General features: G+C 52.1%; 23 protein-coding genes, 1 tRNA gene and 1 pseudogene. 11 read left to right on the top strand and 14 right to left on the bottom strand.

The window, feature by feature from the left end:
• Positions 1 to 8: 8 nt before the first annotated feature.
• Positions 9 to 1,177, bottom strand: a protein-coding gene (locus OGV69_RS08270) for an IS3 family transposase (protein ID WP_114140367.1) whose coding sequence is annotated in 2 segments (ribosomal slippage) — positions 9 to 928 and positions 928 to 1,177 — 1,170 coding nt in all. Because the reading frame shifts where the segments join, the coding sequence is not laid out codon by codon here.
• Between the two features lie 71 nt (positions 1,178 to 1,248).
• Here OGV69_RS08270 and OGV69_RS08275 point away from each other — a divergent pair.
• Positions 1,249 to 2,220, top strand: a pseudogene (locus tag OGV69_RS08275) (site-specific integrase); the annotation flags it as partial.
• Between the two features lie 15 nt (positions 2,221 to 2,235).
• Here OGV69_RS08275 and OGV69_RS08280 read toward each other — a convergent pair.
• A tRNA-Arg gene (locus OGV69_RS08280) sits at positions 2,236 to 2,312 on the bottom strand.
• A gap of 38 nt (positions 2,313 to 2,350) precedes the next feature.
• Positions 2,351 to 2,530, bottom strand: coding sequence for a hypothetical protein (locus OGV69_RS08285; RefSeq protein WP_069324008.1), 180 nt, complete (start codon positions 2,528 to 2,530; stop codon positions 2,351 to 2,353).
• Positions 2,531 to 2,567: 37 nt separating this feature from the next.
• Here OGV69_RS08285 and fimW point away from each other — a divergent pair, with 37 nt between their 5' ends.
• The 3 genes from fimW (at position 2,568) to fimZ (ending at position 5,489) form a co-directional block, all read left to right on the top strand.
• A complete protein-coding gene (gene fimW / locus OGV69_RS08290) occupies positions 2,568 to 3,161 on the top strand; it encodes a fimbria biosynthesis transcriptional regulator FimW (protein ID WP_038638513.1) in 594 nt (197 codons plus the stop codon).
• A 386-nt stretch (positions 3,162 to 3,547) separates the two neighbouring features.
• The gene (gene fimY, locus OGV69_RS08295; protein WP_038638511.1) at positions 3,548 to 4,270 is read left to right on the top strand and encodes a fimbria biosynthesis regulator FimY; all 723 of its coding nucleotides are present in this window, start codon (positions 3,548 to 3,550) and stop codon (positions 4,268 to 4,270) included.
• 586 nt (positions 4,271 to 4,856) lie between these two features.
• Positions 4,857 to 5,489 (top strand): fimbria biosynthesis transcriptional regulator FimZ, encoded by a 633-nt coding sequence (gene fimZ / locus OGV69_RS08300; RefSeq protein WP_038638509.1) that lies wholly within the window; start codon positions 4,857 to 4,859, stop codon positions 5,487 to 5,489.
• A 49-nt stretch (positions 5,490 to 5,538) separates the two neighbouring features.
• On the opposite strand, the gene sfmF is transcribed toward fimZ, so the two are convergent.
• The 6 genes from sfmF to fimA all read right to left on the bottom strand — a co-directional run bounded on the left by sfmF (position 5,539) and on the right by fimA (position 11,623).
• Complete coding sequence (gene sfmF, locus OGV69_RS08305) at positions 5,539 to 6,075, bottom strand: fimbria assembly protein (protein ID WP_069324007.1); 537 nt, start codon at positions 6,073 to 6,075, stop codon at positions 5,539 to 5,541.
• Positions 6,068 to 7,075, bottom strand: a complete 1,008-nt coding sequence (fimH, locus tag OGV69_RS08310) for a type 1 fimbria D-mannose specific adhesin FimH (protein ID WP_069324006.1) — start codon at positions 7,073 to 7,075, stop codon at positions 6,068 to 6,070. The genes sfmF and fimH overlap by 8 nt, the downstream gene beginning before the upstream one ends.
• Positions 7,076 to 7,079: 4 nt before the next feature.
• The gene (locus OGV69_RS08315; protein ID WP_069324005.1) at positions 7,080 to 9,701 is read right to left on the bottom strand and encodes a fimbrial biogenesis usher protein; all 2,622 of its coding nucleotides are present in this window, start codon (positions 9,699 to 9,701) and stop codon (positions 7,080 to 7,082) included.
• Positions 9,702 to 9,708: 7 nt separating this feature from the next.
• Positions 9,709 to 10,401 (bottom strand): type 1 fimbria chaperone FimC, encoded by a 693-nt coding sequence (gene fimC, locus OGV69_RS08320; protein ID WP_069324004.1) that lies wholly within the window; start codon positions 10,399 to 10,401, stop codon positions 9,709 to 9,711.
• A gap of 41 nt (positions 10,402 to 10,442) precedes the next feature.
• Entirely contained in the window at positions 10,443 to 10,976 is a 534-nt protein-coding gene (fimI, locus tag OGV69_RS08325; protein ID WP_069324003.1) for a type 1 fimbrial protein subunit FimI, read from the bottom strand.
• Positions 10,977 to 11,053: 77 nt separating this feature from the next.
• Positions 11,054 to 11,623, bottom strand: a complete 570-nt coding sequence (gene fimA / locus OGV69_RS08330) for a type 1 fimbrial major subunit FimA (RefSeq protein WP_038638492.1) — start codon at positions 11,621 to 11,623, stop codon at positions 11,054 to 11,056.
• Between the two features lie 571 nt (positions 11,624 to 12,194).
• On the opposite strand from fimA, the gene folD reads away from it, so the two are divergent.
• The 3 genes from folD (at position 12,195) to OGV69_RS08345 (ending at position 13,925) form a co-directional block, all read left to right on the top strand.
• A complete protein-coding gene (gene folD, locus OGV69_RS08335; protein WP_069324002.1) occupies positions 12,195 to 13,061 on the top strand; it encodes a bifunctional methylenetetrahydrofolate dehydrogenase/methenyltetrahydrofolate cyclohydrolase FolD in 867 nt (288 codons plus the stop codon).
• Position 13,062: 1 nt separating this feature from the next.
• The gene (ybcJ, locus tag OGV69_RS08340) at positions 13,063 to 13,275 is read left to right on the top strand and encodes a ribosome-associated protein YbcJ (protein WP_016152124.1); all 213 of its coding nucleotides are present in this window, start codon (positions 13,063 to 13,065) and stop codon (positions 13,273 to 13,275) included.
• A 125-nt stretch (positions 13,276 to 13,400) separates the two neighbouring features.
• Entirely contained in the window at positions 13,401 to 13,925 is a 525-nt protein-coding gene (locus OGV69_RS08345) for a metal-dependent hydrolase (protein ID WP_069324001.1), read from the top strand.
• Between the two features lie 90 nt (positions 13,926 to 14,015).
• Here the strand turns inward: OGV69_RS08345 and cysS are convergent, their stop codons facing one another.
• Positions 14,016 to 15,401 carry a cysteine--tRNA ligase gene (gene cysS, locus OGV69_RS08350; RefSeq protein ID WP_069324000.1) on the bottom strand — a complete coding sequence of 462 codons (1,386 nt, stop codon included), beginning with the start codon at positions 15,399 to 15,401 and terminating at the stop codon, positions 14,016 to 14,018.
• 173 nt (positions 15,402 to 15,574) lie between these two features.
• Between cysS and ppiB the strand changes: the two genes are divergently transcribed.
• The 4 genes from ppiB (at position 15,575) to purK (ending at position 18,606) form a co-directional block, all read left to right on the top strand.
• The gene (gene ppiB / locus OGV69_RS08355) at positions 15,575 to 16,069 is read left to right on the top strand and encodes a peptidylprolyl isomerase B (protein ID WP_003021875.1); all 495 of its coding nucleotides are present in this window, start codon (positions 15,575 to 15,577) and stop codon (positions 16,067 to 16,069) included.
• A 2-nt stretch (positions 16,070 to 16,071) separates the two neighbouring features.
• Positions 16,072 to 16,794, top strand: a complete 723-nt coding sequence (gene lpxH, locus OGV69_RS08360) for a UDP-2,3-diacylglucosamine diphosphatase (RefSeq protein ID WP_069323999.1) — start codon at positions 16,072 to 16,074, stop codon at positions 16,792 to 16,794.
• Between the two features lie 238 nt (positions 16,795 to 17,032).
• Entirely contained in the window at positions 17,033 to 17,542 is a 510-nt protein-coding gene (purE, locus tag OGV69_RS08365) for a 5-(carboxyamino)imidazole ribonucleotide mutase (RefSeq protein WP_038638478.1), read from the top strand.
• Positions 17,539 to 18,606, top strand: coding sequence for a 5-(carboxyamino)imidazole ribonucleotide synthase (gene purK / locus OGV69_RS08370; protein ID WP_038638475.1), 1,068 nt, complete (start codon positions 17,539 to 17,541; stop codon positions 18,604 to 18,606). Before purE ends, purK begins: the two co-directional genes overlap by 4 nt.
• Before the next feature lie 41 nt (positions 18,607 to 18,647).
• Here purK and OGV69_RS08375 read toward each other — a convergent pair whose 3' ends face one another.
• The 4 genes from OGV69_RS08375 to OGV69_RS08390 are packed head-to-tail and all read right to left on the bottom strand — an operon-like array spanning position 18,648 to position 23,302.
• Positions 18,648 to 19,541: a carbamate kinase gene (locus tag OGV69_RS08375; protein WP_069323998.1), complete on the bottom strand. Its 894-nt coding sequence runs from the start codon at positions 19,539 to 19,541 to the stop codon at positions 18,648 to 18,650.
• Between the two features lie 3 nt (positions 19,542 to 19,544).
• On the bottom strand, positions 19,545 to 20,354 hold the full coding sequence (locus OGV69_RS08380; protein WP_069323997.1) for an oxamate carbamoyltransferase subunit AllH family protein: 810 nt from the start codon (positions 20,352 to 20,354) through the stop codon (positions 19,545 to 19,547).
• Between the two features lie 11 nt (positions 20,355 to 20,365).
• A complete protein-coding gene (locus OGV69_RS08385; protein WP_038638468.1) occupies positions 20,366 to 21,625 on the bottom strand; it encodes a YlbE family protein in 1,260 nt (419 codons plus the stop codon).
• Between the two features lie 9 nt (positions 21,626 to 21,634).
• Positions 21,635 to 23,302, bottom strand: a complete 1,668-nt coding sequence (locus OGV69_RS08390) for an acyl-CoA synthetase FdrA (RefSeq protein WP_286469229.1) — start codon at positions 23,300 to 23,302, stop codon at positions 21,635 to 21,637.
• Positions 23,303 to 23,508: the final 206 nt, after the last annotated feature.

Genomic DNA, 23,508 nt, shown 5'->3' on the forward strand with positions numbered 1-23,508 from the left:
TGTAGTGGTCAACTAAAACTGGCCACGGCTTTAGAGTTTTTCCAGTATCGGTTTTCCGATTCGTTTGGAGGTAATCCACCGTTATAGTCATGCGGCCTTAGCGAGCTGTAATACCCGACGATATAGTTTGTGATCGCATGAGCTGCTTCGCTAAAGTTTATATAGCCTGTCACTGGCACCCACTCGTTTTTCAGACTTCTGAAGAAGCGTTCCATCGGGCTGTTATCCCAGCAGTTTCCGCGTCGGCTCATACTTTGCCTGATCCGGTAACGCCACAGTAACTGCCGGAACTGCCTGCTTGTGTAGTGGCTACCCTGGTCACTGTGGAACATCACTCCCGCTGGTTTACCTCGGGTTTCCCACGCCATTTCCAGCGCTTTGATGGTTAGCTTGCTGTCCGGTGAGAATGACATTGCCCAGCCTACCGGTTTCCTGGCGAACAAATCGAGAACGACGGCGAGGTAAGCCCAGCGCCTGCCTGTCCAGATATACGTCACATCGCCGCACCATACCTGATTAGGCTCTGTCACTGCGAACTGTCGCTCAAGGTGATTTGGGATAGCGATGTGTTCATGACCACCCCGTTTATACCGGTGGGTGGGTTGCTGACAACTCACCAGTCCCAGTTCTTTCATGAGCCTGCCGGCAAGCCAGCGTCCCATTCTGAAGCCTCTCAGGGTTGCCATAATGGCGATACTTCTCGCGCCAGCAGAGCCATGGCTAATGTTATGCAGCTCCAGAACCTGACTACGTAATACAGCCCGCTTGCCGTCTGGCTTTTCGGGGCTTTTCACCCAGTATTTGTAGCTGCTGCGATGAACCCCGAACACGTGGCAGAGTGTGACCACAGGATACTGCGCTCTGAGTTTCTCGATTAACGAGAACTGTTCAGGGAGTCTGACATCAAGAGCGCGGTAGCCTTTTTTAATATGTCGTTTTCCATTTCGATGCGTTGTAGCTTTTTCTTTAGCTCACGTATTTCAATCTGTTCTGGGGTTATAGGAGAGGCTTTAGGTATTTTGCCCTGTCGTTCATCCCGTAACTGCTTTACCCATCGCGTCATGGTAGAAAGCCCCACGTCCATAGCACTGGCCGCAGCTGCAACTGTGTAGTTCTGATCAAGGACCAGTTGAGCGGATTCGCGTTTAAACTCTGCGCTGAAATTTCTTTTTTTCATTGGGACACCTGTATTGTTCTGAGATGAGCATATCACCTCTGTTCAGGTGGCCAAATTCAGTAAACCACTACAGATGGCTTGAGGAAAAGGCAGAGAAGAAATCACTGAAGGATGACCGCAGCCGTATGGCTTTCTGGCTGGCACATTTTGAGGGGATCCGGTTAAAGGATGTTACCGAGCAAAAGATTTACTCAGCAGTGAACAGGATGAGCAACCGCAAGCAGCTTGAGATATGGAAAATCAAAGCTGCAGCTGCGCAGAAGAATGGAGAACCAGCACCAGTCTATTCAGCTAAACCGGTCACCACCTCCACCAAAGCCAAGCATCTGGCATTGATGAAGGCAATTCTGCGGGCGGCAGAACGTGACTGGAAATGGCTGGAGAAAGCTCCGGTGATCAAGGTCCCATCGGTACGCAATAAGCGCGTCCGGTGGCTTGAGGCTGATGAGGCGAAAAGACTGATTGATGAATGTCCTGAACCGTTAAAGTCGGTTGTTAAGTTTGCGCTGGCAACCGGCCTGCGGCGTTCGAACATCATCAATATGGAATGGCAGCAGATCGACATGCAGCGTCGTGTTGCCTGGGTGAATCCTGAAGACAGTAAGTCAAACCGCGCTATTGGCGTAGCGCTGAATGACACTTCCTGTAAGGTTTTGCGTGACCAGATTGGTAAGCATCATAAATGGGTGTTCGTGCATACGAAAGAAGGCATCCGTCCTGATGGTTCAAAGACGCCTACTGTCAGAAAGATGCGCGTCGATGATCAGCGGGCATGGAATGCAGCTTGCCGCCGGGCCGGGATTGAGGATTTCCGCTTCCACGACCTGAGACACACGTGGGCCAGTTGGTTAATTCAGTCCGGAGTACCGCTTTCTGTTCTGCAGGAAATGGGAGGATGGGAGAGCATCGAGATGGTGCGCCGTTACGCTCACCTTGCGCCGAACCATTTAACGGAACACGCGAAGCAAATTGACTCGATTTTCAGTGATGATGTCCCAAATATGTCCCATCTGGAAAATAAGGAACTTGCAGAAAATGGGTAAGTTACTGAAATATAATGGTACGCCCTGTAGGATTCGAACCTACGACCTACGGCTTAGAAGGCCGTTGCTCTATCCAACTGAGCTAAGGGCGCATTGTGAAGTGATAACTTCATGCAGACAAACGCGTGAATTATACGGTCAGCGCTTGCTGAGTCAATGCCTTTTGTTTCAGTTGCTGGTGAAGTGTACGAATGTTGATTTTTTCTGGTCGTTCAAGGGTATCCAGGAAATCACCTGGTAACAACTCAGCCCGCATAGCGCCAGATTTAAGGATACATGTATTTAGAATATTTATGATTTTGCTTAACATTCCCTTACCCTCTTTCCAGCGGTTCAGGAACTCTTCAATGTTAAGTATCGCCATCAAGGAAGAAAATAGTCACTTCGAACACGGACTGAAAATCATTATTTCCCATCTGGCAAGTCAGTGGCATCAGGAGATTAGTTTTTTGCCTGTCGAGGAGATCGATCGCGCCGACATCGCGTTTATCTCACTGGATGAAGATTGGCTCAGCGCTGAATGCTATCAGGTTCCGGTTCACACCAGGCGCCAACACCGGGTGGTGATCTGTAACAGAAACGATAAAGATAAGCTGATGTTCCGGCCCTGCCTGTACATGTTGCCGCTGATCTATCGGGAAGATGACGTTGACGAGATCACCAAAAAATTAGTCCTCATCTTGCAAAAACGCGCGTTACGCAACAGCGTACCGGCGACTATCTGCCATTACTGCACCACCCGCAATTTTACTATTGCAGAGCGCCAGTTCTTAATGTTTCTTGCCAGCGGATATACGTTAGCCGAAACCGCTCACCTGCTCTCAATCAGCGATATCCATGCCAAAGCAACCCGTCGCAGCATTATGAAAAAGCTGCACGTGAAAAACGATCAGCAATTCTTAAGATACATCCGTGCGCATCTGAACTTTCTACAAAATTAGGTGGAACCTCTCCGCCTAATTTTTTATTGAGAAATATCTCACCATCAATTAAGTATCGGCTCCTACTGTACCTGGCAGCTGACTGCCAGAATAATCCAGTCATACTATTCATGAGGTAACCGAAAGGTACACCCGGTAATATTTTAACTAACCCCAGAGAGAGGTTGAACTGGATAAAACGATCTTTTGGGCATTGAGTAAGACATCAGAAAACTTCCGGCAGATTATTCTGATGGGATACTCAATTGCCAGTCTGGTGATTGTTGAAGACATTGAAACCCAACGGCACAAGGGAACTCACCGTCGCGCTGGAAAAATTTGGGTCAGGGATGTTTGTTGTCAGCAATTTATCCAGACCTGCCGCAACAGAAATGGAATGGAAACGGATGCACAGCGCAAAACGCCGGGAACGACATCGCCGTATACGAAACGCTAACTGTACCCATCAATATCCCCACTGTACCTCACAAGTATTCGACCAAATCGAGTATCTGGCGCAAAAAATCGAATACACCATACCGGGCGATACTATATCTCAGGCGATTGTTACAGGAGACTATTATCTTGCCTATACACTGAGCCGCCATTTATTCTCAGGCACGCGCACCGCGATCTTCCGGTCCATTGAATCGGCGCTGGTCTGCCTGCAAAAGTCGGTCATTAGTCAGTTAGTGGTTGATATGGAAGGCTTAACAAGCTCTTACTTCGATATTCTTCAGTGCCTGCGCCAACTACTTAAACAGCGGAATGATATCCAAATCTTCATATTGCTTTCCAGTCATGATGAAGATCTTAAAACCTTTATATCACTGTCTGGCCCATTTTATATCTTATCACGCAGTCTACACCTCCCAGAGATGCGTCAGGCATTATTATCCCCGGTGCTAAATTATATTCATTCGAGGCGCATAAAGCAGGTCGATTGGGAGATGGTGACCTTACTTTTACAAGGTAACTCCTTAAAAAAGATTGCTCAGTTACAGACACAACCCTACCACCGCATCATCTATCGCCTGAACCAGTTGATTACCCGCCTGGGATTACCAAACCGGCAGCGCTTTTTGCATCTGATACATCGTCTAAACGTTACCTCTCATCATTTAATTTAACACCATAACCCTATGTCCAGTAAGATTTTTTAGGAAATTACTTATTTTAGCATGAGAAAATTGATCCAATTTTCACAAATATTTAATATTTACAACTATTCCTGGTATTATAGATACCACCTCTTCCACACTTAACCTTACTGTTTCTGCGTACATCGCTCGAAAATAGTGTTCCCGCTGACTTAACAAAACCTAAACAATTAGCTTATTGTATCGTTTTTACTATTTAAAATAAATTTTCAATCTGCCATAATTCGAACCGAAGATAAATAATGCCAATAGTCATTAACACATCTGGATCTTTCAGAACATCCTAACTGCCATTAACAATCGGGATGTTGTAAGTCTTTTCCGAAAGAGCGGAGCAGGTATAATCCTCACTGTTTCCTGATTAATTGTTAGTTTTTCCAGTGTGAAATGGATGTTCCACAAATTCATTGTTCTGTAGAAGAACAACCGAATAAACAAGGACGAAATAGTATTTATTCGGTTCTCCTCAGAACAACTCTTGGCTATTTGACAATATTATAACGCCTGATGTTTTATCAAATTCGCAAGATACGCAAACAGTTTGAGGCATACAACAATGAAACCAGCATCCGTTATCATTATGGACGAACACCCTATTGTCAGAATGTCGATAGAAGTACTCCTCGAAAAAAACAGTAATATTCAGGTTGTGCTGAAAACCGATGACAGCCGCGCGGCAATAGAACATCTACGCACGTACCCTGTCGATCTTGTCATCCTGGATATTGAACTGCCTGGCTCTGATGGCTTTACCTTACTCAAGAGAATAAAATCATTGCAGGAGAATACTCGGGTGCTATTTCTGTCTTCAAAATCTGAGTCTTTTTATGCCGGGCGCGCTATTCGCGCCGGGGCAAATGGTTTTGTCAGTAAACGAAAGGATCTAAATGATATCTACAATGCGGTAAAAATGATTTTATCAGGATATTCTTTTTTCCCTTCGGATACACTGAACTTTATTAACAATGTAAATGTGCAAAAAGGTGTATTAAATGATATGCCGCTCTCTAACCGCGAGGTGACGGTTTTACGTTATCTGGCAAACGGGCTATCCAACAAGGAAATTGCTGAGCAATTGCTACTCAGCAATAAAACGATTAGCGCTCACAAAGCTAATATCTACTCCAAGCTCGGTTTGCATACCATCGTTGAACTGATCGACTACGCCAAAATGCATGAATTAATGTAACAACACTCCCGGCGAGATGTCGTTCGGGAGTGTTTTGTCAGCGCAATGATTAGTTATAGTTAATCATAAACGTGGCATCGGCCCTGGCGACCCCGGGCTGCACCCCATCAGCCAGCGCGATATAGTTGGCAAAAAAAGTCAGCGTGGCATTGCCATTCTCATCAATACCGACGGCCTGGCTGGCCTGCTCAAGCGGCAATCGCGTCCGGTCGCTATCGCGCAGCTCAATCGCCACCTTTTGCGCCATAAGCGCGTTATCGAGCGCCAGTAGCGTAGTACCTGGGGCCGGGGTCCCGGAGAACGTTATCGACGCGGATCCCGGCGGGCAGCCTTCAAGCTTCAGCGTAAACGAGACCGGTTGGGTGGTGTCTCCGCTGGTCTGTAACTGCTTTGTCGGCCAGGTGCCTAAATCAACCGACTTATTGCTGTCGCTGGCAATCACCGCGCAGGTAAAATCCACCACGTTACCGCGCAGTTCAATATTGATTTCCCCCAGCGACGAGGCGGCCTGGCATAACGCGCTGAATGCCAGCATCGGCATAATCGCCAGAAATGCCCATGCGGCGGGCTTTTGGTTATTAGTCATAGTCCACTCGCAGATAGCCACGGGCAGTAAAAGGCCCTTCCGTGGGTTTATTACCCGTCACGCTGACCGGCCATGTCCGGATCCCAACACTCGCCGCGGCGTTATCGTCCAGTTGAAATGGAATAGTGCTGGACAGATTGTTAGGCGTTAGCGGATTACCGCTGCTGTCGGCAACAATGAAACCTAAATCCGGGTTGTTTGAAACCATCATTTGCCCGGAGGCTTTCTCCGCTTCTACCCGCATGGTCAAGTAGGCCTGAGCGGCAACGTTGGTGCATTTTATGGCCACCGTTTTGGTCTGCGGATTGATGCCTTCAGGCTTGTTGCCCGCGCCCGCCTTGCTAAACAGCGATGCGCCAATATCGCCAAAATCAAACTCGACAATCTGTCCGGCGTTCACTTCGCAGTTTTGTGGAACCTCCACCTTACCGCTGTAGCTAATGGTGTAAACCGGCGTACTCAGCGCATCTCCGGTACTGGTGGTGACATAGACTCTGAACATTGTCTGCCGGGGAATAGGCACCATGTTTATAAATGAGCGGATCACTTTGAGTTTAAACACCAGCTTTGAATCCATTACGCCAAAAGGTTGCTGCTTAGGCACGTTAGGGTGAGTCCCCATGCGGATATAGTTACGCGGGGGATAAAACAACCCGGCGTAACTGTCGGTGATGCTCATAGCCCCCAGCAGGTAGTCATTGAGTTTCAGGTACTGAAAACCGCCCTCGGTACTTTGAACCGGAAGTTCAGTGACATAGCTTCGATAGGTATAATCCACCGTCGTTCCTGCCGGACAGGTGGCATTGACGCCAATCCAGCCTGATTTTTCCGGCAACGTCACCACCTGTCCCGGCTGGTTGTTGCTGCTGTTAAAGACATTCGACAGATCGTAAAAAACATCCGTTGGTGTGCCATTCGAATTATGGCAGACCGTTGCCCAGGACGGTTGCGCCATCAGCAGTAACGCGCTTGCCAGTAACAAACCTGTTTGTCGTTTCATCGTATTATTCCTGTCGTGCCGCTGGCGATTCGCACGTCACATTCGTGAGCGTCACCGCCTGTTTCAGGCTCTCTTCAGGCAAGGCATAATGCGCCACGCAACGAGCTTTTGCGCCTTCCCCCCATTGGATCAGCAACTCGCCTTTAAGCGGCAGGCCGCTCAGGTAAATTTGCCCGTCTTCACCCACCATACTGGTCACGCCGCTGGTGTTTTCACGCACCACGGAGCCAAATGGCACAGGTTTACCGGCATATTTCGCCGTCATCAGCGCCCGCACACCGATACGTGTATCAAACGCCGCTCGCACCAATGCCCCTTGCGTTGGCACGACGCTGCTGACGTTGTTTTCCACATCGGTATTGTTGTTCATCGAATTGGTGTCTAACGCGACGCGGTTATAGCGATAGACGGTGGCATACGGCATCACCGCATATCCACGCCAGTCGGTCTGCACGCCGGTCTGGTTTTCTATCCGCACACCCTGAGCGCCTGGCGCTTTGATCAACACATTGGTATCGCCGAGCGGCTGACTAAGCGTAATGCCGTCCTCATGCCCTATCACACCGCCGGCGAGCTGCCAGTTGTAGTCATGCTGGTCGCGGTCGTAGTTGTATCCCACGCCCAGCGTGCCATAGGCCGCCTGCCAGTTAGCGCTGGCGTTTCCGCTGTAACCATTAGTACTGCTGTGACCCTGATTCACGCTATAGCTCAGGTTACGGCCATCCAGCAACGTACCGCCGATCCCGCTCTGCCAGCTATTTTGTCCGTTGCTATTGCGGTTGGCATTAAAGGTGGCGTAGGTGCGATCGAAGGCATTATCACGCGAGTAACGCCGCCCGCTCAGCAGGCTGAACGGGATTGACATATTGAACGCCATTATGCGGTCGGTGTCGGAGATACCGACTGATTCATTCCACGACCAGGAGAGTGAATAGCTAATCCCCTGCCAACCACTGGCATAGCCCAGTTGATACCATGTATTGGTGTCTGAGGTATTCCAGTACGTTTGCTGGCTACCTGAGATATACAGCGATCCGTAATCCCCCAGATTCTGCGAAATGTTGATCTGAAAACGGCCTTTCTTGCTGTAGCTCAGATTGTGATAACTCTTCACATCCGGCACGTCGTGGCGATTGCCTTCACTGTCGTATTCGTACTCATAGCCTTCCATACTGCGATACGCGACGTCGTCGAGGGTATAGAAGCCACGCGTAGAGTAGCGGTAGCCCAACAGCTGAAAGTTAGTGCCAAAATTGTTCAATGACTTCGCATACAGGAAACGCAGAGACTGCCCCTGGTGCGTACTGTCATCCGCCAGTTGGCTGCGCGCATGGGTTAAATCGACGGAAACTGCCCCCCAATCCCCCAGATTTCGGCCAGTACCTAAAACTACCGCAGTGTAACGTGAGGCTAACTGCGTACCACCATAAGCGGTATACCCCTCTGGTAACCCGGCGATTAATGTTCCCTGGAAAAAAAACGGTGAGGATTGCTGGCTATTGCCGCTGCGAAAATCCCCGGCAACCACGTCATACTTGAAACGCCCTTCTCGCTGTAACAACGGAACCGTGGAGTACGGCACCGTATAGCGCTGCTGGCTACCGTCTTTCTCATCCACCGTCACCTCAAGGTCACCGCTGGAGGAGGTCGGGTTAAGATCGGTTATCGCAAAAGCGCCCGGTGAAACATAACTTTGATAAATCACGTAGCCATTCTGACGAATAGTCAGTTTCGCTGCGGTACGCGCAATGCCACGTACGGTAGGCGCGTAGCCTTGTAAGCTGTCGGGATACATGCTGTCTGAGGAATAGAGTCGCGCGCCACGAAAACCGACGCTGTCAAAAACGTCATTTCCGGTATTGCTGTCGCCCATCACCAGTTCACCCTTCAGCGGGATAACCGCGCGCTGAAGCCATGTACCGATGTTTTTCCAGCTTTGTGAATGGTATCCGTCACCTTTGGAATAGCTCCACGCGCCATTGTTCCTTAGCCGCCAGGGTCCATAGTTCAAGCCACTCAACATGCTCAGGAAATAGCTGTCAGTATCGCTCCCACGGCTACCGGTAAAGTTATAGTTAATCAGCGCCGCCGGGATCCCTTCATCCCATTCGTCCGGTGGAATGTAGCCGCGCGCGCTGTTTAACATCGACGCCTGCGGCAAACTGATGTTTAAGCGCAAAGTAGAAAAATCAAAGGCAACTTCACTGCCGGGAATCGCCTCAGGCAAATTGATACAGGTCGCGTTCGGATCCTGACTGAGTGCCGGAAACGCGGCAATATTAACGCCCAGGCGTTTTACCCAGTCGAGTCCAAAGCATGGCATCAGTCCGCCAGACTTCTCCCCTGCCTTTCCCGCACTGCTGGCAAAATGAATGTCCTGGGTAGCAACGAATTCATCATTGCGCCAGATATCCACACGATAAACGCCTTCAGGCTGATGATTACCTTTTTCAAAACGTGATAAATCCGCCACGGTTGCCGTATCCGCAGATAAAAATGCCGGATTGAAATAGCTTTCCCCATGGCTTAAAGAGGGAAAGAGCGCCGCCAGCGTGGACAACGCCACCCCCGCCAGCGGTGGCGTAACCCCCGGTAACAGGTCAGGAAAATACGTTGTCTTATTCATCGTTATCTCAACGCACGCTTACCGTTTGAGCGGTGGTCACCGCGCCATAATCATTGACCGTCTGGAAGGTAACGTTGCCCTGTACGCCCGTTGGCAGCAGCACCTGCGTATCGCTTTTCGGCGCAACCATGACGTTATCGATCTTCGTTTTCCCCACAGTGAGGTTGACCAGGGTGACGTAATACGCAGACGGATTGTTGATTTTCAGGTGATTTCCGGAACGGGAAAACTGCAGCATGCCGGGGGCATCTTCCGGGATGTGCGGCAGATTATTTGGGCGGACAAAAAGTTTAATGCGCGACAAAATCGCCAGCTGCAGAACGTTTTTACCCTCAAGGCTGTTCTTGTTGACTGACGGAATGGCTTTCACGTTCATCCAGAACAGCGATTCACGGTCTTTTGGCAGCGGCCCGCCTGCGTAGATGATACGCAACGTGTTTTCACTTTTAGCCTCACTGACAAACAACGGAGGCGTCACGACAAACGATTTTTCTTTAACCCCTGCGCTATTCTCGATCCATGAATTTACCAGGTAACGTTCTTTGGTATCGCTATTGCTAATAGACAGCGAAGTTTGCTTGGCATCAGCTGGATAAATAACACGGGTAGCGCCTAATGCAATGCCGCCGGCTGCCTGCACACTGGCAGCAGAAAATAAGGCCAGTAAAAGGATAAAACCTGATTTTAGATTATTAAACATAGCTACAAATACCTTTGATGCGATTATCGTTGGGAAATAAATCAGGGATAAACCAACGTAAACCACACGTCTGAACGAAGTATTCCCGGTGTGATATTTTCCGAGACAGCCCGATAGCGAGCAGTGAAATGAAACGTCATCTCTTGGGTGATAATCGGCGCGTAATGAAGCGGTAGCGCATTAGGAATTATTTGCCGTTGTCGCTCGTCAAATAACGCCAGACCAACCCCAGAAGATGCTGACGCATCGCCGCTGGCCAGAAAAACCTGCGGATCTTCCGCTGGCGTCACACCGGCAAACGCAATCCCGACGTGGTCATAAACATCAGAACTGCACGATGTTAATCGCAGTGAAAACGGTACGCTGGTAGAGACAAAGCTTCCCGTTCCGGAGAAGGCATTGGTACGATATTGCCCCATTTGCACCCGCAAATTCTGGCTGTCGGTGGCGACCGTACAGGCGCCGTTAACGAGCTGTCCTCGCAAGTGGAGGCGTCCGCTTTCCAGTATTACCGTATGAGCAAGCGCAGGCATTACGCACAGCATTCCCGCCAGCGCCACGCCTTTCCCTATCATCTGCCGCATCCTTTTTCATCCCCGGATATTGCCTCATCCAATGAGGCGAACATCATCCTTGCGCGAATCTGAACGGCTTATTCGTACTTCATGATAAACGTCGCGTCGGCATTCGCCTGACCCGGCGTAGCGCTGGTCGCGGTCGCTTTATAACGGGCAGAGAAACGCAGGGTGTTGGTCCCTTCTACCAGCGCCTGAGCGGTAGAGAAGGTTGCTCCATCCGGCTTCAGCGCGGTGGACGTATTGTCCAGAATTTCAATCCCTACACCGCCCGCGGTAGTACTGTTATCCGAGGAGGAAACGGCCAGCAGGTTATTGTTAGTGATGTCGGTCTGGCCAGAGAAAGCAACCGCGGCGGTCGCAGCCACTTTCGGGTCGCAGTCGTTCAGTACGATAGTGAACGGGATTTGTGCCGTGGTATCACCGACTGCAGTAAAACTGGCGGTACGATACTGGCCTAACGTAACAACCTGATCGGATGACTGAGTGCTGACGGCACAGGCTGCATTGACCAGTTCACCTTCAAAATGAACAGTACCGCCGCTAACGCTTACCGGATCGGTCGCTGCCGGATCGGCCGCAACCGCTGCGCCCGCGACTAACATCAGGCTGGCAATAACAGAAGAGGCTATTAATTTACGTTTCATGGATTTCCCTTGAATTACACACATCCGGCTCCGGCGTCCTGCGGGATCCGTTTGAATCATTATCGACATTAAATGTCAGGCGAATTATCTCTGCATCCTGTAAAGATATATATCGCAAGAGAATTAGCTAACCTTTACCCAACTCTCCGAGTATTTGATTCACTAATTAATCTTCGCGAATATGACTATTTCGTCACAGCGTTAAATTAAACATTTAAATTAATGAAAAATACCTGCAAATCCTTTTAATGGCCCTGGCTAATTCTTATTGGGATCCAGGAAAAATCCGAGTAAAAATGAGGTAAAGACATCATAATCAAACGTAACAGACTGGTTTATGGTGCATTAACCTTGAAAATACCAGGGTGATGAGTTGTTTCATTGACGTTAAATTTAATTAGCATGATCATGAATGATGCGCAGGGCTTCAGCGACTGAACTGCCCTGCTCACTGACCGCTCTCCCCGCGATCGCACGTAAAAACGCAAACGAAAACTGACAGCACGTTCTGCTTCTGACAAAATAGTGACATCCCCTTCGATTTAACGTAACAGATGGAATCCTCTCTCTGATGGCAGCAAAGATTATTGACGGTAAAACGATTGCGCAGCAGGTGCGCTCTGAGGTTGCTCAAAAAGTTCAGGCGCGTTTAGCGGCTGGATTACGCGCCCCGGGCCTGGCTGTTGTGCTGGTAGGCAGCAACCCGGCTTCGCAGATTTATGTCGCGAGTAAACGCAAAGCCTGTGACGAAGTGGGGTTTGTCTCCCGCTCTTATGACCTGCCTGAAACCACCAGCGAGGCGGAGCTTCTTAAGCTGATCGATACGCTCAATGCAGATACCACCATCGACGGTATCCTGGTACAACTGCCATTACCGGCAGGTATCGACAACGTTAAGGTGCTGGAACGTATCGCACCAGATAAAGACGTAGACGGTTTCCACCCGTATAACGTTGGTCGTCTGTGTCAACGCGCGCCGCGTCTGCGTCCATGTACTCCGCGCGGGATTGTCACTCTGCTTGAGCGTTACAACATCGATACCTATGGTCTGAACGCCGTAGTGATTGGCGCTTCAAATATTGTCGGTCGCCCGATGAGCATGGAGCTGCTGCTGGCTGGTTGCACCACTACGGTCACCCACCGATTCACCAAAGATCTGCGTCGCCACGTAGAGCATGCGGACCTGCTGATTGTTGCTGTCGGCAAACCGGGCTTTATACCCGGCGAGTGGATCAAAGAAGGTGCGATTGTGATTGATGTCGGCATCAACCGTCTGGAGAATGGTAAAGTAGTGGGCGATGTGGTCTTTGAAGATGCAGCCGCACGTGCGTCATATATCACGCCAGTACCGGGCGGCGTAGGCCCAATGACTGTCGCCACACTTATCGAAAACACGCTACAGGCGTGTGTTGAATACCATGATGTAAAGGACGTTTAAGATGGCCACATTTTCACTAGGTAAGCACCCACACGTTGAACTCTGCGATTTGCTGAAGCTGGAAGGCTGGAGCGAAAGCGGCGCCCAGGCAAAGATCGCTATTGGCGAAGGCTTGGTGAAGGTCGATGGCGCGGTTGAAACGCGCAAACGCTGTAAAATCGTTGCCGGACAGACCGTCAGCTTTGAAGGCCACAGCATTAACGTCGTAGCGTGACCCCAAGTGCCGGATGAGGTTAACGCCCTGTCCGGCCGCTTCCCCGTCTCATTTTCAGATAATAACTTCATCCCCACTTCACAGTGAACAGTTAGCATGTCGTTTTCCCACATGAAGCGAACATCATGCCAACCATCGTTACTCACGCGGCCGTTCCACTCTGTTTAGGATTAGGTCTCGGACTTAAAGTCATCCCCCCACGATTACTGTTTACTGGCGTCATTCTGGCGATGCTGCCGGATGCCGACGTGCTGTCATTTAAGCTTGGCGTCGCCTACGGCAACGTGTTTGGCCACCGTGGATTTACCCACTCACTGCTGTTCGCCTTTGTCGTGCCGCTACTTTGCGTATTGATTGGCCGACGATGGTTTAAAGCCGGATTGATTCGCTGCTGGCTATTCCTGACAGTTTCACTGCTATCGCACAGTGTGCTGGATTCTGTCACCACCGGCGGCAAAGGCGTCGGCTGGCTGTGGCCGTGGTCGGATGAACGCTTTTTCGCGCCGTGGCAGGTGATTAAAGTCGCGCCGTTCGCGCTGTCACGCTACGCGACCCCTTACGGGCATCAGGTGATTATTTCGGAATTATTATGGGTGTGGCTACCGGGAATGATGATGATGGGTGTGCTGTGGTGGTATCGAAAATATTAATCTGCCGGATGCGACGCGCTGCGTCTTATCCGGCCTACACTCGCTCTTTTGTAGGCCCGGTAAGCGTAGGTGCCACCGGGCATTACAGAGTTACTTACGACGCCAGGTGGTGCCCTGCGGACCATCTTCCAGCACGATGCCCATCTCGTTGAGACGGTCACGCGCGGCGTCGGCCGCCGCCCAGTCTTTCGCCTTACGGGCGTCCAGACGCTGCTGGATTAACGCTTCAATTTCGGCGACTTCACCGTCATCCGCCTGCGCGCCGCTTTGCAGGAATGCTTCTGGATCCTGTTCCAGCAAGCCCAGCACGCTGGAGAGCTTACGCAGATGCGCAGCCATACCGTTCGCCGCCGCCATATCTTCACCCTTCAGGCGGTTAACTTCACGCGCCATATCAAACAGCACGGAGTATGCTTCCGGGGTGTTGAAGTCATCGTCCATCGCGTCAATGAAACGCGCTTCAAAGGCCTCGCCACCCGCAGGGGCAACGGACTTGTCAGTGCCGCGCAGCGCAGTGTACAGACGTTCCAGCGCAGAACGCGCCTGTTTCAGGTTCTCTTCGCTGTAGTTCAACTGGCTACGGTAATGACCTGACATCAGGAAGTAGCGAATGGTTTCGGCGTCGTAGTATTTCAGCACGTCGCGCACGGTAAAGAAGTTGCCCAGCGATTTGGACATTTTCTCGCGGTCAACCATCACCATCCCGGAGTGCATCCAGTAGTTCACGTATTCGCCATCGTGCGCACAGGTGGACTGGGCAATTTCGTTTTCATGGTGCGGGAACATCAGGTCGGAGCCGCCACCGTGAATATCAAAATGGTTGCCCAACTGTTTGCAGTTCATCGCCGAACACTCGATATGCCAGCCCGGACGACCAGCGCCCCACGGAGATGGCCAGCTCGGTTCACCCTCTTTGGACATTTTCCATAGCACGAAGTCCATCGGGTTGCGCTTCACGTCAACCACGTCAACGCGTGCACCTGCCTGCAGTTGATCCAGATCCTGGCGTGACAACTGACCGTAGTTCGGATCAGTCGGGACATCGAACATCACGTCGCCATTATCGGCAACATAGGCGTGACCTTTGGCGATCAGCTGTTCGGTGATCTCAATAATCTCGGCAATATGATGCGTAGCGCGAGGTTCCAGATCCGGGCGCAGAATATTCAGCGCATCGAAATCGCTATGCATTTCCGCAATCATGCGATCGACCAGCGCGACAAAGCTCTCGCCGTTTTCATTCGCGCGCTTGATGATTTTGTCGTCGATATCGGTAATGTTGCGCACATACTTCAGCTTATAGCCGAGGAAGCGCAGATAACGCGCAACGACGTCGAAAGAAACGAAAGTACGTCCGTGGCCAATATGACAGAGATCGTAAACGGTAATACCACACACGTACATGCCGACTTCCCCGGCATGAATAGGTTTGAATTCCTCTTTTTGGCGCGTCAGTGTATTAAAGATTTTTAACATCGAAGATTCCGTGTAGACGTGTGTGGGTAATAATATCCGTATAATACATATTATTCGTAATCGAAGCAGCACACTTTGCAAGGTGATCGCAGCTTGCGGTTATGCTATAACACACCCCTAACTCTGACCCTTAACAGGGTCGAAGCACCAATCTATCGGAACAGGATGCAAAAATGGTTACTTTCCACACTAATCACGGCGATATCGTAATCAAAACGTTTGATGATAAAGCGCCTGAAACAGTTAAAAACTTCCTGGACTACTGCCGCGAAGGTTTTTATAACAACACCATTTTCCACCGTGTTATTAACGGTTTCATGATCCAGGGCGGTGGTTTCGAGCCGGGCATGAAGCAAAAAGCTACGAAAGAAGCGATCAAAAACGAAGCGAACAACGGTCTGAAAAACACCCGTGGTACGCTGGCAATGGCGCGTACTCAGGCTCCGCACTCCGCAACCGCACAGTTCTTCATCAACGTTGCTGACAATGACTTCCTGAACTTCTCTGGCGAAAGCATGCAGGGTTGGGGTTACTGCGTGTTTGCTGAAGTTGTTGAAGGCATGGACGTGGTTGATAAAATCAAAGGCGTTTCCACTGGTCGCAGCGGTATGCATCAGGATGTGCCGAAAGAAGACGTCATCATCGAAAACGTGACCGTCAGCGAGTAATCGTGGCGACACTGTTTATTGCAGATCTTCACCTCTGCACAGAAGAACCGGCGATCACCGCCGGTTTTCTGCGTTTTTTAGCCGGTGATGCGCGACAAGCCGATGCGCTGTACATTCTCGGCGACCTGTTCGAAGCCTGGATTGGCGACGACGATCCTAATCCGCTGCATCATCAAATAGCCGCGGCGATAAAAGCACTGGTTGATTCCGGCGTTCCCTGCTTTTTTATTCACGGCAACCGTGACTTTCTGCTCGGCAAACGGTTTTCCCGTGAGAGCGGCATGACCTTACTGCCCGAAGAGAAAGTGCTCGATCTGTATGGTCGCAAGGTGCTGATCATGCATGGCGATACGTTATGCACCGACGATGCTGGCTATCAGGCGTTTCGCGCCAAAGTGCATCAACACTGGCTACAAAAACTATTCCTCGCCCTGCCATTGTTCATTCGCCAACGTATTGCCGCGAAAATGCGCGCCAACAGCAAAGCAGCCAACAGCAGTAAGTCGCTGGAGATCATGGATGTGAATCAGCAGGCCGTTATTGCCGAGCTGGAAAAACATCAGGCCCAGTGGTTAATTCACGGTCATACACACCGTCCGGCAGTCCACGAACTTACGGCCAATGGGCAACCCGCGTTCCGCGTAGTATTAGGCGCCTGGCACAGCGAAGGTTCGATGATCAAAGTCACACCACACGACGTTGAACTGATCGCATTCCCGTTTTAATTCTGCAAATACCCCGTTCCTCTTTACACAAAACTATTCGAGTTGCATCGAGGCGGCAAATCCGTGAATCCCCTGGAGCTGACTAAAGTAAGTGACTGGGGTGAGCAGATGCAGCCAACAAAGAGGCAGCTTGAAGAGTGACGTGTAAAGCGCGCAATCGTTTTCCTTGACGGTGAATTATGCTATTCTCTGTGCCCTCAAAAGTCGAGTGTAGTGCACCACAGGAGTTTTCAGACGCATGTCTTCCCGCAATAATCCGGCGCGTGTCGCCATCGTGATGGGGTCCAAAAGCGACTGGGCTACCATGCAGTTCGCCGCCGAAATCTTCGAAATGCTGGACGTTCCACACCATGTTGAGGTCGTCTCCGCCCACCGTACCCCAGACAAACTGTTCAGTTTCGCCGAAGGCGCTGAAGAAAACGGTTATCAGGTGATTATTGCCGGTGCCGGTGGTGCTGCACATTTGCCAGGAATGATTGCGGCGAAAACGCTGGTGCCTGTTTTAGGCGTTCCGGTACAAAGCGCAGCGTTGAGCGGCGTAGACAGTCTCTACTCCATCGTACAGATGCCTCGCGGTATTCCGGTGGGCACGCTGGCGATCGGCAAAGCGGGCGCAGCCAATGCGGCCCTGCTGGCCGCGCAAATTCTGGCAACACACGACAACGAATTGCATCAGCGTCTGGCTGAGTGGCGTAAAGCGCAAACCGATGAGGTACTGGAGAACCCGGACCCGCGAGGTGTCGCATGAAGCAGGTCTGTGTACTCGGCAATGGTCAGCTAGGACGCATGCTGCGTCAGGCCGGTGAGCCGCTAGGGATTGCGGTCTGGCCCGTCGGGCTGGACGCCGAACCCGCTGCCGTTCCTTTTCAACAAAGCGTGATTACCGCTGAGATTGAGCGCTGGCCGGAAACGGCGCTCACTCGCGAACTGGCGCGTCACCCGGCGTTTGTTAACCGCGACGTCTTCCCGATTATTGCTGACCGTCTGACGCAAAAACAGCTTTTTGACAAACTCAACCTGGCGACCGCGCCATGGCAACTGCTGGCGGATAAAAGCGAATGGTCTGCGGTGTTTGACAAACTCGGCGAGTTGGCGATTGTGAAGCGTCGCGTCGGCGGCTACGACGGTCGTGGACAGTGGCGTTTACGCGCGAATGAAACCGAACAACTGCCAGACGACTGCTACGGCGAGTGCATCGTCGAGCGAGGAATCAACTTCTCCGGTGAAGTCTCGCTGGTTGGCGCACGTGCGCACGACGGCAGCACCGTCTTCTATCCGCTGACCCATAACCTGCATCAGGACGGCATTCTGCGCACCAGCGTGGTATTTCCGCAGGCTAACGCTAAACAACAGGCGCAGGCCGAAGCGATGCTCTCTGCCATCATGCAGGAGCTGGGCTATGTCGGTGTGATGGCGATGGAGTGTTTCATCACCCCGGAAGGTTTGCTGATCAATGAACTGGCTCCGCGCGTACACAACAGCGGGCACTGGACGCAAAACGGCGCCAGCATCAGCCAGTTTGAACTGCACCTGCGCGCCATTACCGGCCTGCCGCTGCCGACGCCGGTGGTGAACAATCCTTCGGTGATGGTAAACCTGATCGGCAGCGACCTGAACTATGACTGGCTGAAGCTGCCGCTGGTGCATCTGCACTGGTATGACAAAGAGGTACGCGAAGGGCGTAAGGTGGGACACCTGAATCTGAGCGACAGCGATACCGCGCGCCTTAGCGCCACGCTGGAAGCGCTCATTCCCCTGCTGCCGCCGGAATATGCCAGCGGCATCATCTGGGCGCAGTCAAAGCTGAAATAAACCGATACGGGAGGTGCGCCTGCGCACGCCTCCCGTTACTTTTACAGACGAATGCAGGTTCCGGCTTTCCCCGCCAACGTGTCTTCAATGCGAGACAGCGCGCCAATCCACGCGGGTTTTCCACGTCGCTTCACGTATCCGCTTACGGCTGTCACCTTTGGCCCCATCGAACCATCGGCTTTAGCAAACGGCGCCAGTTCATCAGGAGAGGCTTGACGAATCGCACGTTGCTCTGGCGTGCCCCAGTTCTCATAGACCGCATCAGCATCGGTGAGGATAACCAGACCGTCGGCATCGATCTGTTCAGCCAGCAATGCCGCCGCCAGATCCTTATCAATGACCGCTTCAGACCCGACCCCTTCCCCGGTCACCGGCACGCCGCCACCGCCGCTACAAATCACCACATGGCCTTCTTTGAGCAAGAGCTTAATGGCCTCGCTTTCGACGATCTGGCGAGGCTCAGGCGAGGCGACAACACGACGCAGGTATTTGCCGTCACGTTTCATATGCCAGCCGTAGGTGGCTTCCAGTTGCGTTTGTTCTTCAGGCGAATACACCGGGCCGATAAATTTTTCCGGCGCCATAAACGCGGGATCGTCTTCAGACACCACAATTCGCGTTAACACTGTGGTCACCGGCGGCATCTCCGGTTCAGCGGTCAGACTTTGCGCCAACATATAACCAATCATGCCCTGAGTCTCTGCCACCAGCACATCCAGCGGGTAAGGTTCAACATCTTTCCAGGCAAGATTCTGTAACGACAACAGACCAACCTGCGGCCCATTGCCATGTACGATGGCCAGGCGGTACGAACGTGCCAGACGCGCCAGGGCAGGTACGGCGCTGGCAATATTACGATATTGATTTTCTGCCGTCAGCGCCTCGCCGCGCTGCAATAATGCGTTGCCGCCAAGAGCAACAACCAGCGTTTTCATTCCCTATCCTTCTATAATTTGTTGCCCAAGCCAGAACCCCAACAAGGTGTCTGCGCCGGAGGTATGCCCGAGCGCCAGCAGCGAATTTATCGCCGCGTCCATCCTTTGGTGTCGGCCCAAAGCATGAGTGAAGTGGAGCAAAGGTGAAGCGAAGTACCCTAATGCCGCGTAGCGTAAGTAGCTCACGCTAACCACAGTCGTCGCCAGTTGAAGATTGCCGGAATACTCAAAGAAACGATGGCCGGAATCCTTATTCAGCGCGCCGAAATACCAGGCGGCCAGCAGCATTCCGGTCAGCGTATCATCATGGCTGGGCGTTAAACCTGGCCCCTTGCCTAACCACTGCCGCCAGTCTGTCGACAAGCCAGCCAGCGCCGAGAAAAAGCAATGGCGGAACTGACGTAACTCGGGGCACAAGGGCAAATTTGCCGCCAGCATTAACGGCCCGAATAATCCCGTTTCCTCGCCGCGATCCATCCAGGCGGATGCAAGGCGCGGGGCATGTGGACGGGACGTTATTTTCAACGAACAACAACGCTGCGGTTGGCGTAACAGAAACGGTCCCAGCACAATCCCCTCGGGGACAGCCTGAGGGGTTTCGCTACCGCTTAACGCCGTACGCAGCGCATCAAAGTCAGACGCACGGATCACCCATCCTCCCGGGCTAAAACCACTGCCCTGGCGGTGCAGCGTTAACAGTGCGCCCCCTTCGGCCACAAGGTTAATCGAGCGCCGCCAGATCCCGGATAGCTGCCATGACTGGCGAAAATCCGGAGACTGCTGACTGCCCATCAGAGGACGGATGATCATCATGCGCGGCTCTCTTAGCTAATGCCCATACTTTCAGCCAGCGCTTCCAGAGCCAGCTCAAAGCAGGCCAGCGGCGCACGAACGGTGCCCGCGCCGATCTGACCAATACCGGCTTCTTTATGGGCAATACCCGTGTTGATCAGCGGCGTAATACCTGTTTCAACGACGCGACGGATATCAAGACCAAGGCAAGCCCCCTGGAAATCCCAGCCAGGGATCTGCAACTGCATATTGCGTTCCAGATAGATTTCAGCCATCTCCTCGGAAACGGACTTCGCGGCCTCCATTCCTCCGGCGCCGACAAACCGCGTTACGCCAGGGGCCGCGATCATCGCGGCACCGCCAATCCCAAAGGTTTCGGTGATGGCGCTATCGCCCATATCCGGGTTAGCTTGTTCCTGCGAGAAGCCGGTAAAGAACAGCCCCTGCGGTGTGTTAACCGGCGCGGTAAACCAGCGATCGCCAAGTCCGCTCACCCGGATACCGAACATGTCGCCATTACGGGTCATTGCGGTCACAATACTGCCGGAACGCACCAGTGCTCCGGCATCCATTGCCGCTTTGCAGTAAGCCATCGCCAGGTTAAGGAAGAACTGGTCGGTCACGCTGAGGAAATCCATCACCTCAGCAATCTGCTGCTTATCATGTTCCAGACGGGCAATTTGCGGCGCCAGGGTTCGCATCAGCAGAGCTGAAGAGGCAATGTTGCGCTGATGGAACTCATCGCCCATCGTAATGCCCTGCGCCATCATGGCGGTCAGATCAATACCCTGTTCCAGATTAGCCAGCGCCGCGCTTAAAACAGGCATCAGGACATCGCGCATCCAACGTAAACGCTGCTGGACATCCTCACCATACGCGCCGAAGCGCATCACTTTGCCAATCCCTTCGTTGAGATTGCAATAAGCCCGGTTACCGTCGGTGATATTTTCCACCACCAGCATCGGCATGCTGGCAGAGGTGATTCCCCCCATTGGCCCCACAGCATTAACATGGTGGCAAGGTACGAACCGGACTTTGCCCTGCTCCAGTAAAGCCAGCGCGCTCATCTCATCATTGGCCCACCCTTCAAACAGACATGCACCAATACAGGCCCCTTTCATCGGACCGGTCATTTCTTGCCAACGCATTGGCGGTCCCGCATGCAGCAGCGTTTTCCCTTCATTGAGCTCGCGGATTAATGAGGAGGCAGGTTGCACATCCAGCCAGTGTGGACGCGCACGACGAATTTGTTCGATTACTGCAGCATTGGCTTGCGCCACTGATGTAAACATTGGAACCCCTTATTGCAAACGTTCTAATAAACGAGCCAGTTTCTTATTACCGCCAGCGACAGGCGCCCACTGGTAATGCACCACAGGCATTTCCGCAGCCTGTAAATCCAGTGCAAAACTGCGTAACCCGGCATTGATGACCGCCACTTTTTCCAGTAGCGAAGGTGCGGATTTGTCAGATAACGGTTGAGATGGGCGAATCAGTTCGGCGGCAAGCAGCGTTGCCTCAGGCAGTGAATTCACTACGGCAATGCCGGCATCTTCCAGTGTGGCAATCTGCAGTGAGCGACACTGCGGATCGCGTTCTGTACCTGTCACCGTCGCAATCGCATACAGCGGTTGCTCGTGGTCTCGCGCAGCGCACGCCTTCTGCCAGGCCTGAACCAGCGATGCGGCCGGATCTGCCGTCGCGCCGTAACCAATCACGACATCAACTAGCAGCACGCGTACCTGCGGCTGCCCCCCCAGATCCGTAATCAGTTGATTACGTAAGGCAGGGTCAATCATCGGATGCGGCCGCCCGACGGTGTAAAAATCATCCCCCAGATCGATAATCTGGTGCCCGGCGGCATCCAGCATCATGCCATGGTGATGTTGTGCATCCGCGGCGACATTCAGGTGGGCGGCCAGCAGCCCAGCGGCTTCGGCGGCCAGCGTACCTCCGGTGTATAACCCTCGGATCACACCGTCTCCTGTGGTTGAAAGCGAGCTGCGTCGCGCCGCGACTCTCGCCAGTAAACAGGCCAGACGGGCCGCATCGTCCAGCGTCGCGGCAAACCAGACATTTTCATCGCGAGCGACCGCGGAGGTGTAACCTAAAAACAGAGCTACCACGGGTTTGCCGGTGGTCTTCATCGCGTTCACGATATGCTGGCGAACAGCCTCCGCCGGCGGTTTCGACACAAAAGCCAACACCTGGCTTTTGTCGTCTGCGCCAAGCATCTCCAGCGCGGTAAGCGCGCTAATCCCCCCCACCTCGGCGCTCAGGTCGCGCCCACCCAGACCGATGGCGTGGGTGATGCCTTCCCCGGCCAGCGCTATCTGTGAACAGAGCTCCTGAATCCCTGTCCCGGAGGCGCCCAGCACACCGATATTGCCTTCCGGCATCACGTTGGCAAAAGTCAGCGGCGTACCCGCAATCATGGCAGTTCCGCAGTCAGGTCCCATCACCAGTAGACCTTTATCCTGCGCACGGCGCTTCAGAGCGATTTCATCTTCCAGGGTAACGTTATCGGAGAACATCATGACGTTCAGGTTGCGATCCAAGGCCTGGTTCGCCAGTTCCGCCGCGTATTCACCAGCAACGGAAATGAGCGTCATATTCGCCTCAGGCAGTTTCTGGCACGCGCTTTCCCAGCGTCTGACCTGCAGGAGCGTTTGGCTACCGCCGGTGGCCTGCGCCAACTGCTGCAACGACTCATCCAGTTGTTGCAGAATGGCCTGTGTAATACTTTCATCTGCCGTTTCAGTACGAATCGCCACGCAAATATCGTTTGGCGTCGCATTATTAAAATCGTCATGCCAAAACCCGGTCGTTTCCAGCAATGATTTATTCGCTGGCGTTCCCATCATGACCGATACATCGTCTACATTTTCGGACTCACTCAGCTTGCGTGAAATAATCATTAAACTGACAGAGTCCTGAAAACACCCTTTTTTAATAAAGGCGTGGATCATAACAACCCCTTAATAATTGCACCCATGGCAATTGCACGAGTAGTGTTAATGTGTAGCTCAAGGTATATATCTGGGATCACAAATAGAGTGACTGGCATCACACTGGAATTATTAACAAAATAAATTTAATAACCACCAGAAGATTAAACATTATTTTCTAACGCCATTATTTATTTAAAAAGAAAGGGCAAATCCATACTGATTAT

It is taken from the genome of Citrobacter sp. Cc139 (assembly GCF_030334645.1).
Lineage (GTDB): Bacteria > Pseudomonadota > Gammaproteobacteria > Enterobacterales > Enterobacteriaceae > Citrobacter > Citrobacter werkmanii.

What these genes read in the sequence shown, in the direction of transcription:
- OGV69_RS08285 (WP_069324008.1), bottom strand. Translation starts at nt 2,530, where the DNA reads ATGTTAAGCAAAATCATAAATATTCTAAATACATGTATCCTTAAATCT.
- fimW (WP_038638513.1), top strand. Translation starts at nt 2,568, where the DNA reads ATGTTAAGTATCGCCATCAAGGAAGAAAATAGTCACTTCGAACACGGA.
- fimY (WP_038638511.1), top strand. Translation starts at nt 3,548, where the DNA reads ATGCACAGCGCAAAACGCCGGGAACGACATCGCCGTATACGAAACGCT.
- fimZ (WP_038638509.1), top strand. Translation starts at nt 4,857, where the DNA reads ATGAAACCAGCATCCGTTATCATTATGGACGAACACCCTATTGTCAGA.
- sfmF (WP_069324007.1), bottom strand. Translation starts at nt 6,075, where the DNA reads ATGACTAATAACCAAAAGCCCGCCGCATGGGCATTTCTGGCGATTATG.
- fimH (WP_069324006.1), bottom strand. Translation starts at nt 7,075, where the DNA reads ATGAAACGACAAACAGGTTTGTTACTGGCAAGCGCGTTACTGCTGATG.
- OGV69_RS08315 (WP_069324005.1), bottom strand. Translation starts at nt 9,701, where the DNA reads ATGAATAAGACAACGTATTTTCCTGACCTGTTACCGGGGGTTACGCCA.
- fimC (WP_069324004.1), bottom strand. Translation starts at nt 10,401, where the DNA reads ATGTTTAATAATCTAAAATCAGGTTTTATCCTTTTACTGGCCTTATTT.
- fimI (WP_069324003.1), bottom strand. Translation starts at nt 10,976, where the DNA reads ATGATAGGGAAAGGCGTGGCGCTGGCGGGAATGCTGTGCGTAATGCCT.
- fimA (WP_038638492.1), bottom strand. Translation starts at nt 11,623, where the DNA reads ATGAAACGTAAATTAATAGCCTCTTCTGTTATTGCCAGCCTGATGTTA.
- folD (WP_069324002.1), top strand. Translation starts at nt 12,195, where the DNA reads ATGGCAGCAAAGATTATTGACGGTAAAACGATTGCGCAGCAGGTGCGC.
- ybcJ (WP_016152124.1), top strand. Translation starts at nt 13,063, where the DNA reads ATGGCCACATTTTCACTAGGTAAGCACCCACACGTTGAACTCTGCGAT.
- OGV69_RS08345 (WP_069324001.1), top strand. Translation starts at nt 13,401, where the DNA reads ATGCCAACCATCGTTACTCACGCGGCCGTTCCACTCTGTTTAGGATTA.
- cysS (WP_069324000.1), bottom strand. Translation starts at nt 15,401, where the DNA reads ATGTTAAAAATCTTTAATACACTGACGCGCCAAAAAGAGGAATTCAAA.
- ppiB (WP_003021875.1), top strand. Translation starts at nt 15,575, where the DNA reads ATGGTTACTTTCCACACTAATCACGGCGATATCGTAATCAAAACGTTT.
- purE (WP_038638478.1), top strand. Translation starts at nt 17,033, where the DNA reads ATGTCTTCCCGCAATAATCCGGCGCGTGTCGCCATCGTGATGGGGTCC.
- purK (WP_038638475.1), top strand. Translation starts at nt 17,539, where the DNA reads ATGAAGCAGGTCTGTGTACTCGGCAATGGTCAGCTAGGACGCATGCTG.
- OGV69_RS08375 (WP_069323998.1), bottom strand. Translation starts at nt 19,541, where the DNA reads ATGAAAACGCTGGTTGTTGCTCTTGGCGGCAACGCATTATTGCAGCGC.
- OGV69_RS08380 (WP_069323997.1), bottom strand. Translation starts at nt 20,354, where the DNA reads ATGATGATCATCCGTCCTCTGATGGGCAGTCAGCAGTCTCCGGATTTT.
- OGV69_RS08385 (WP_038638468.1), bottom strand. Translation starts at nt 21,625, where the DNA reads ATGTTTACATCAGTGGCGCAAGCCAATGCTGCAGTAATCGAACAAATT.
- OGV69_RS08390 (WP_286469229.1), bottom strand. Translation starts at nt 23,302, where the DNA reads ATGATCCACGCCTTTATTAAAAAAGGGTGTTTTCAGGACTCTGTCAGT.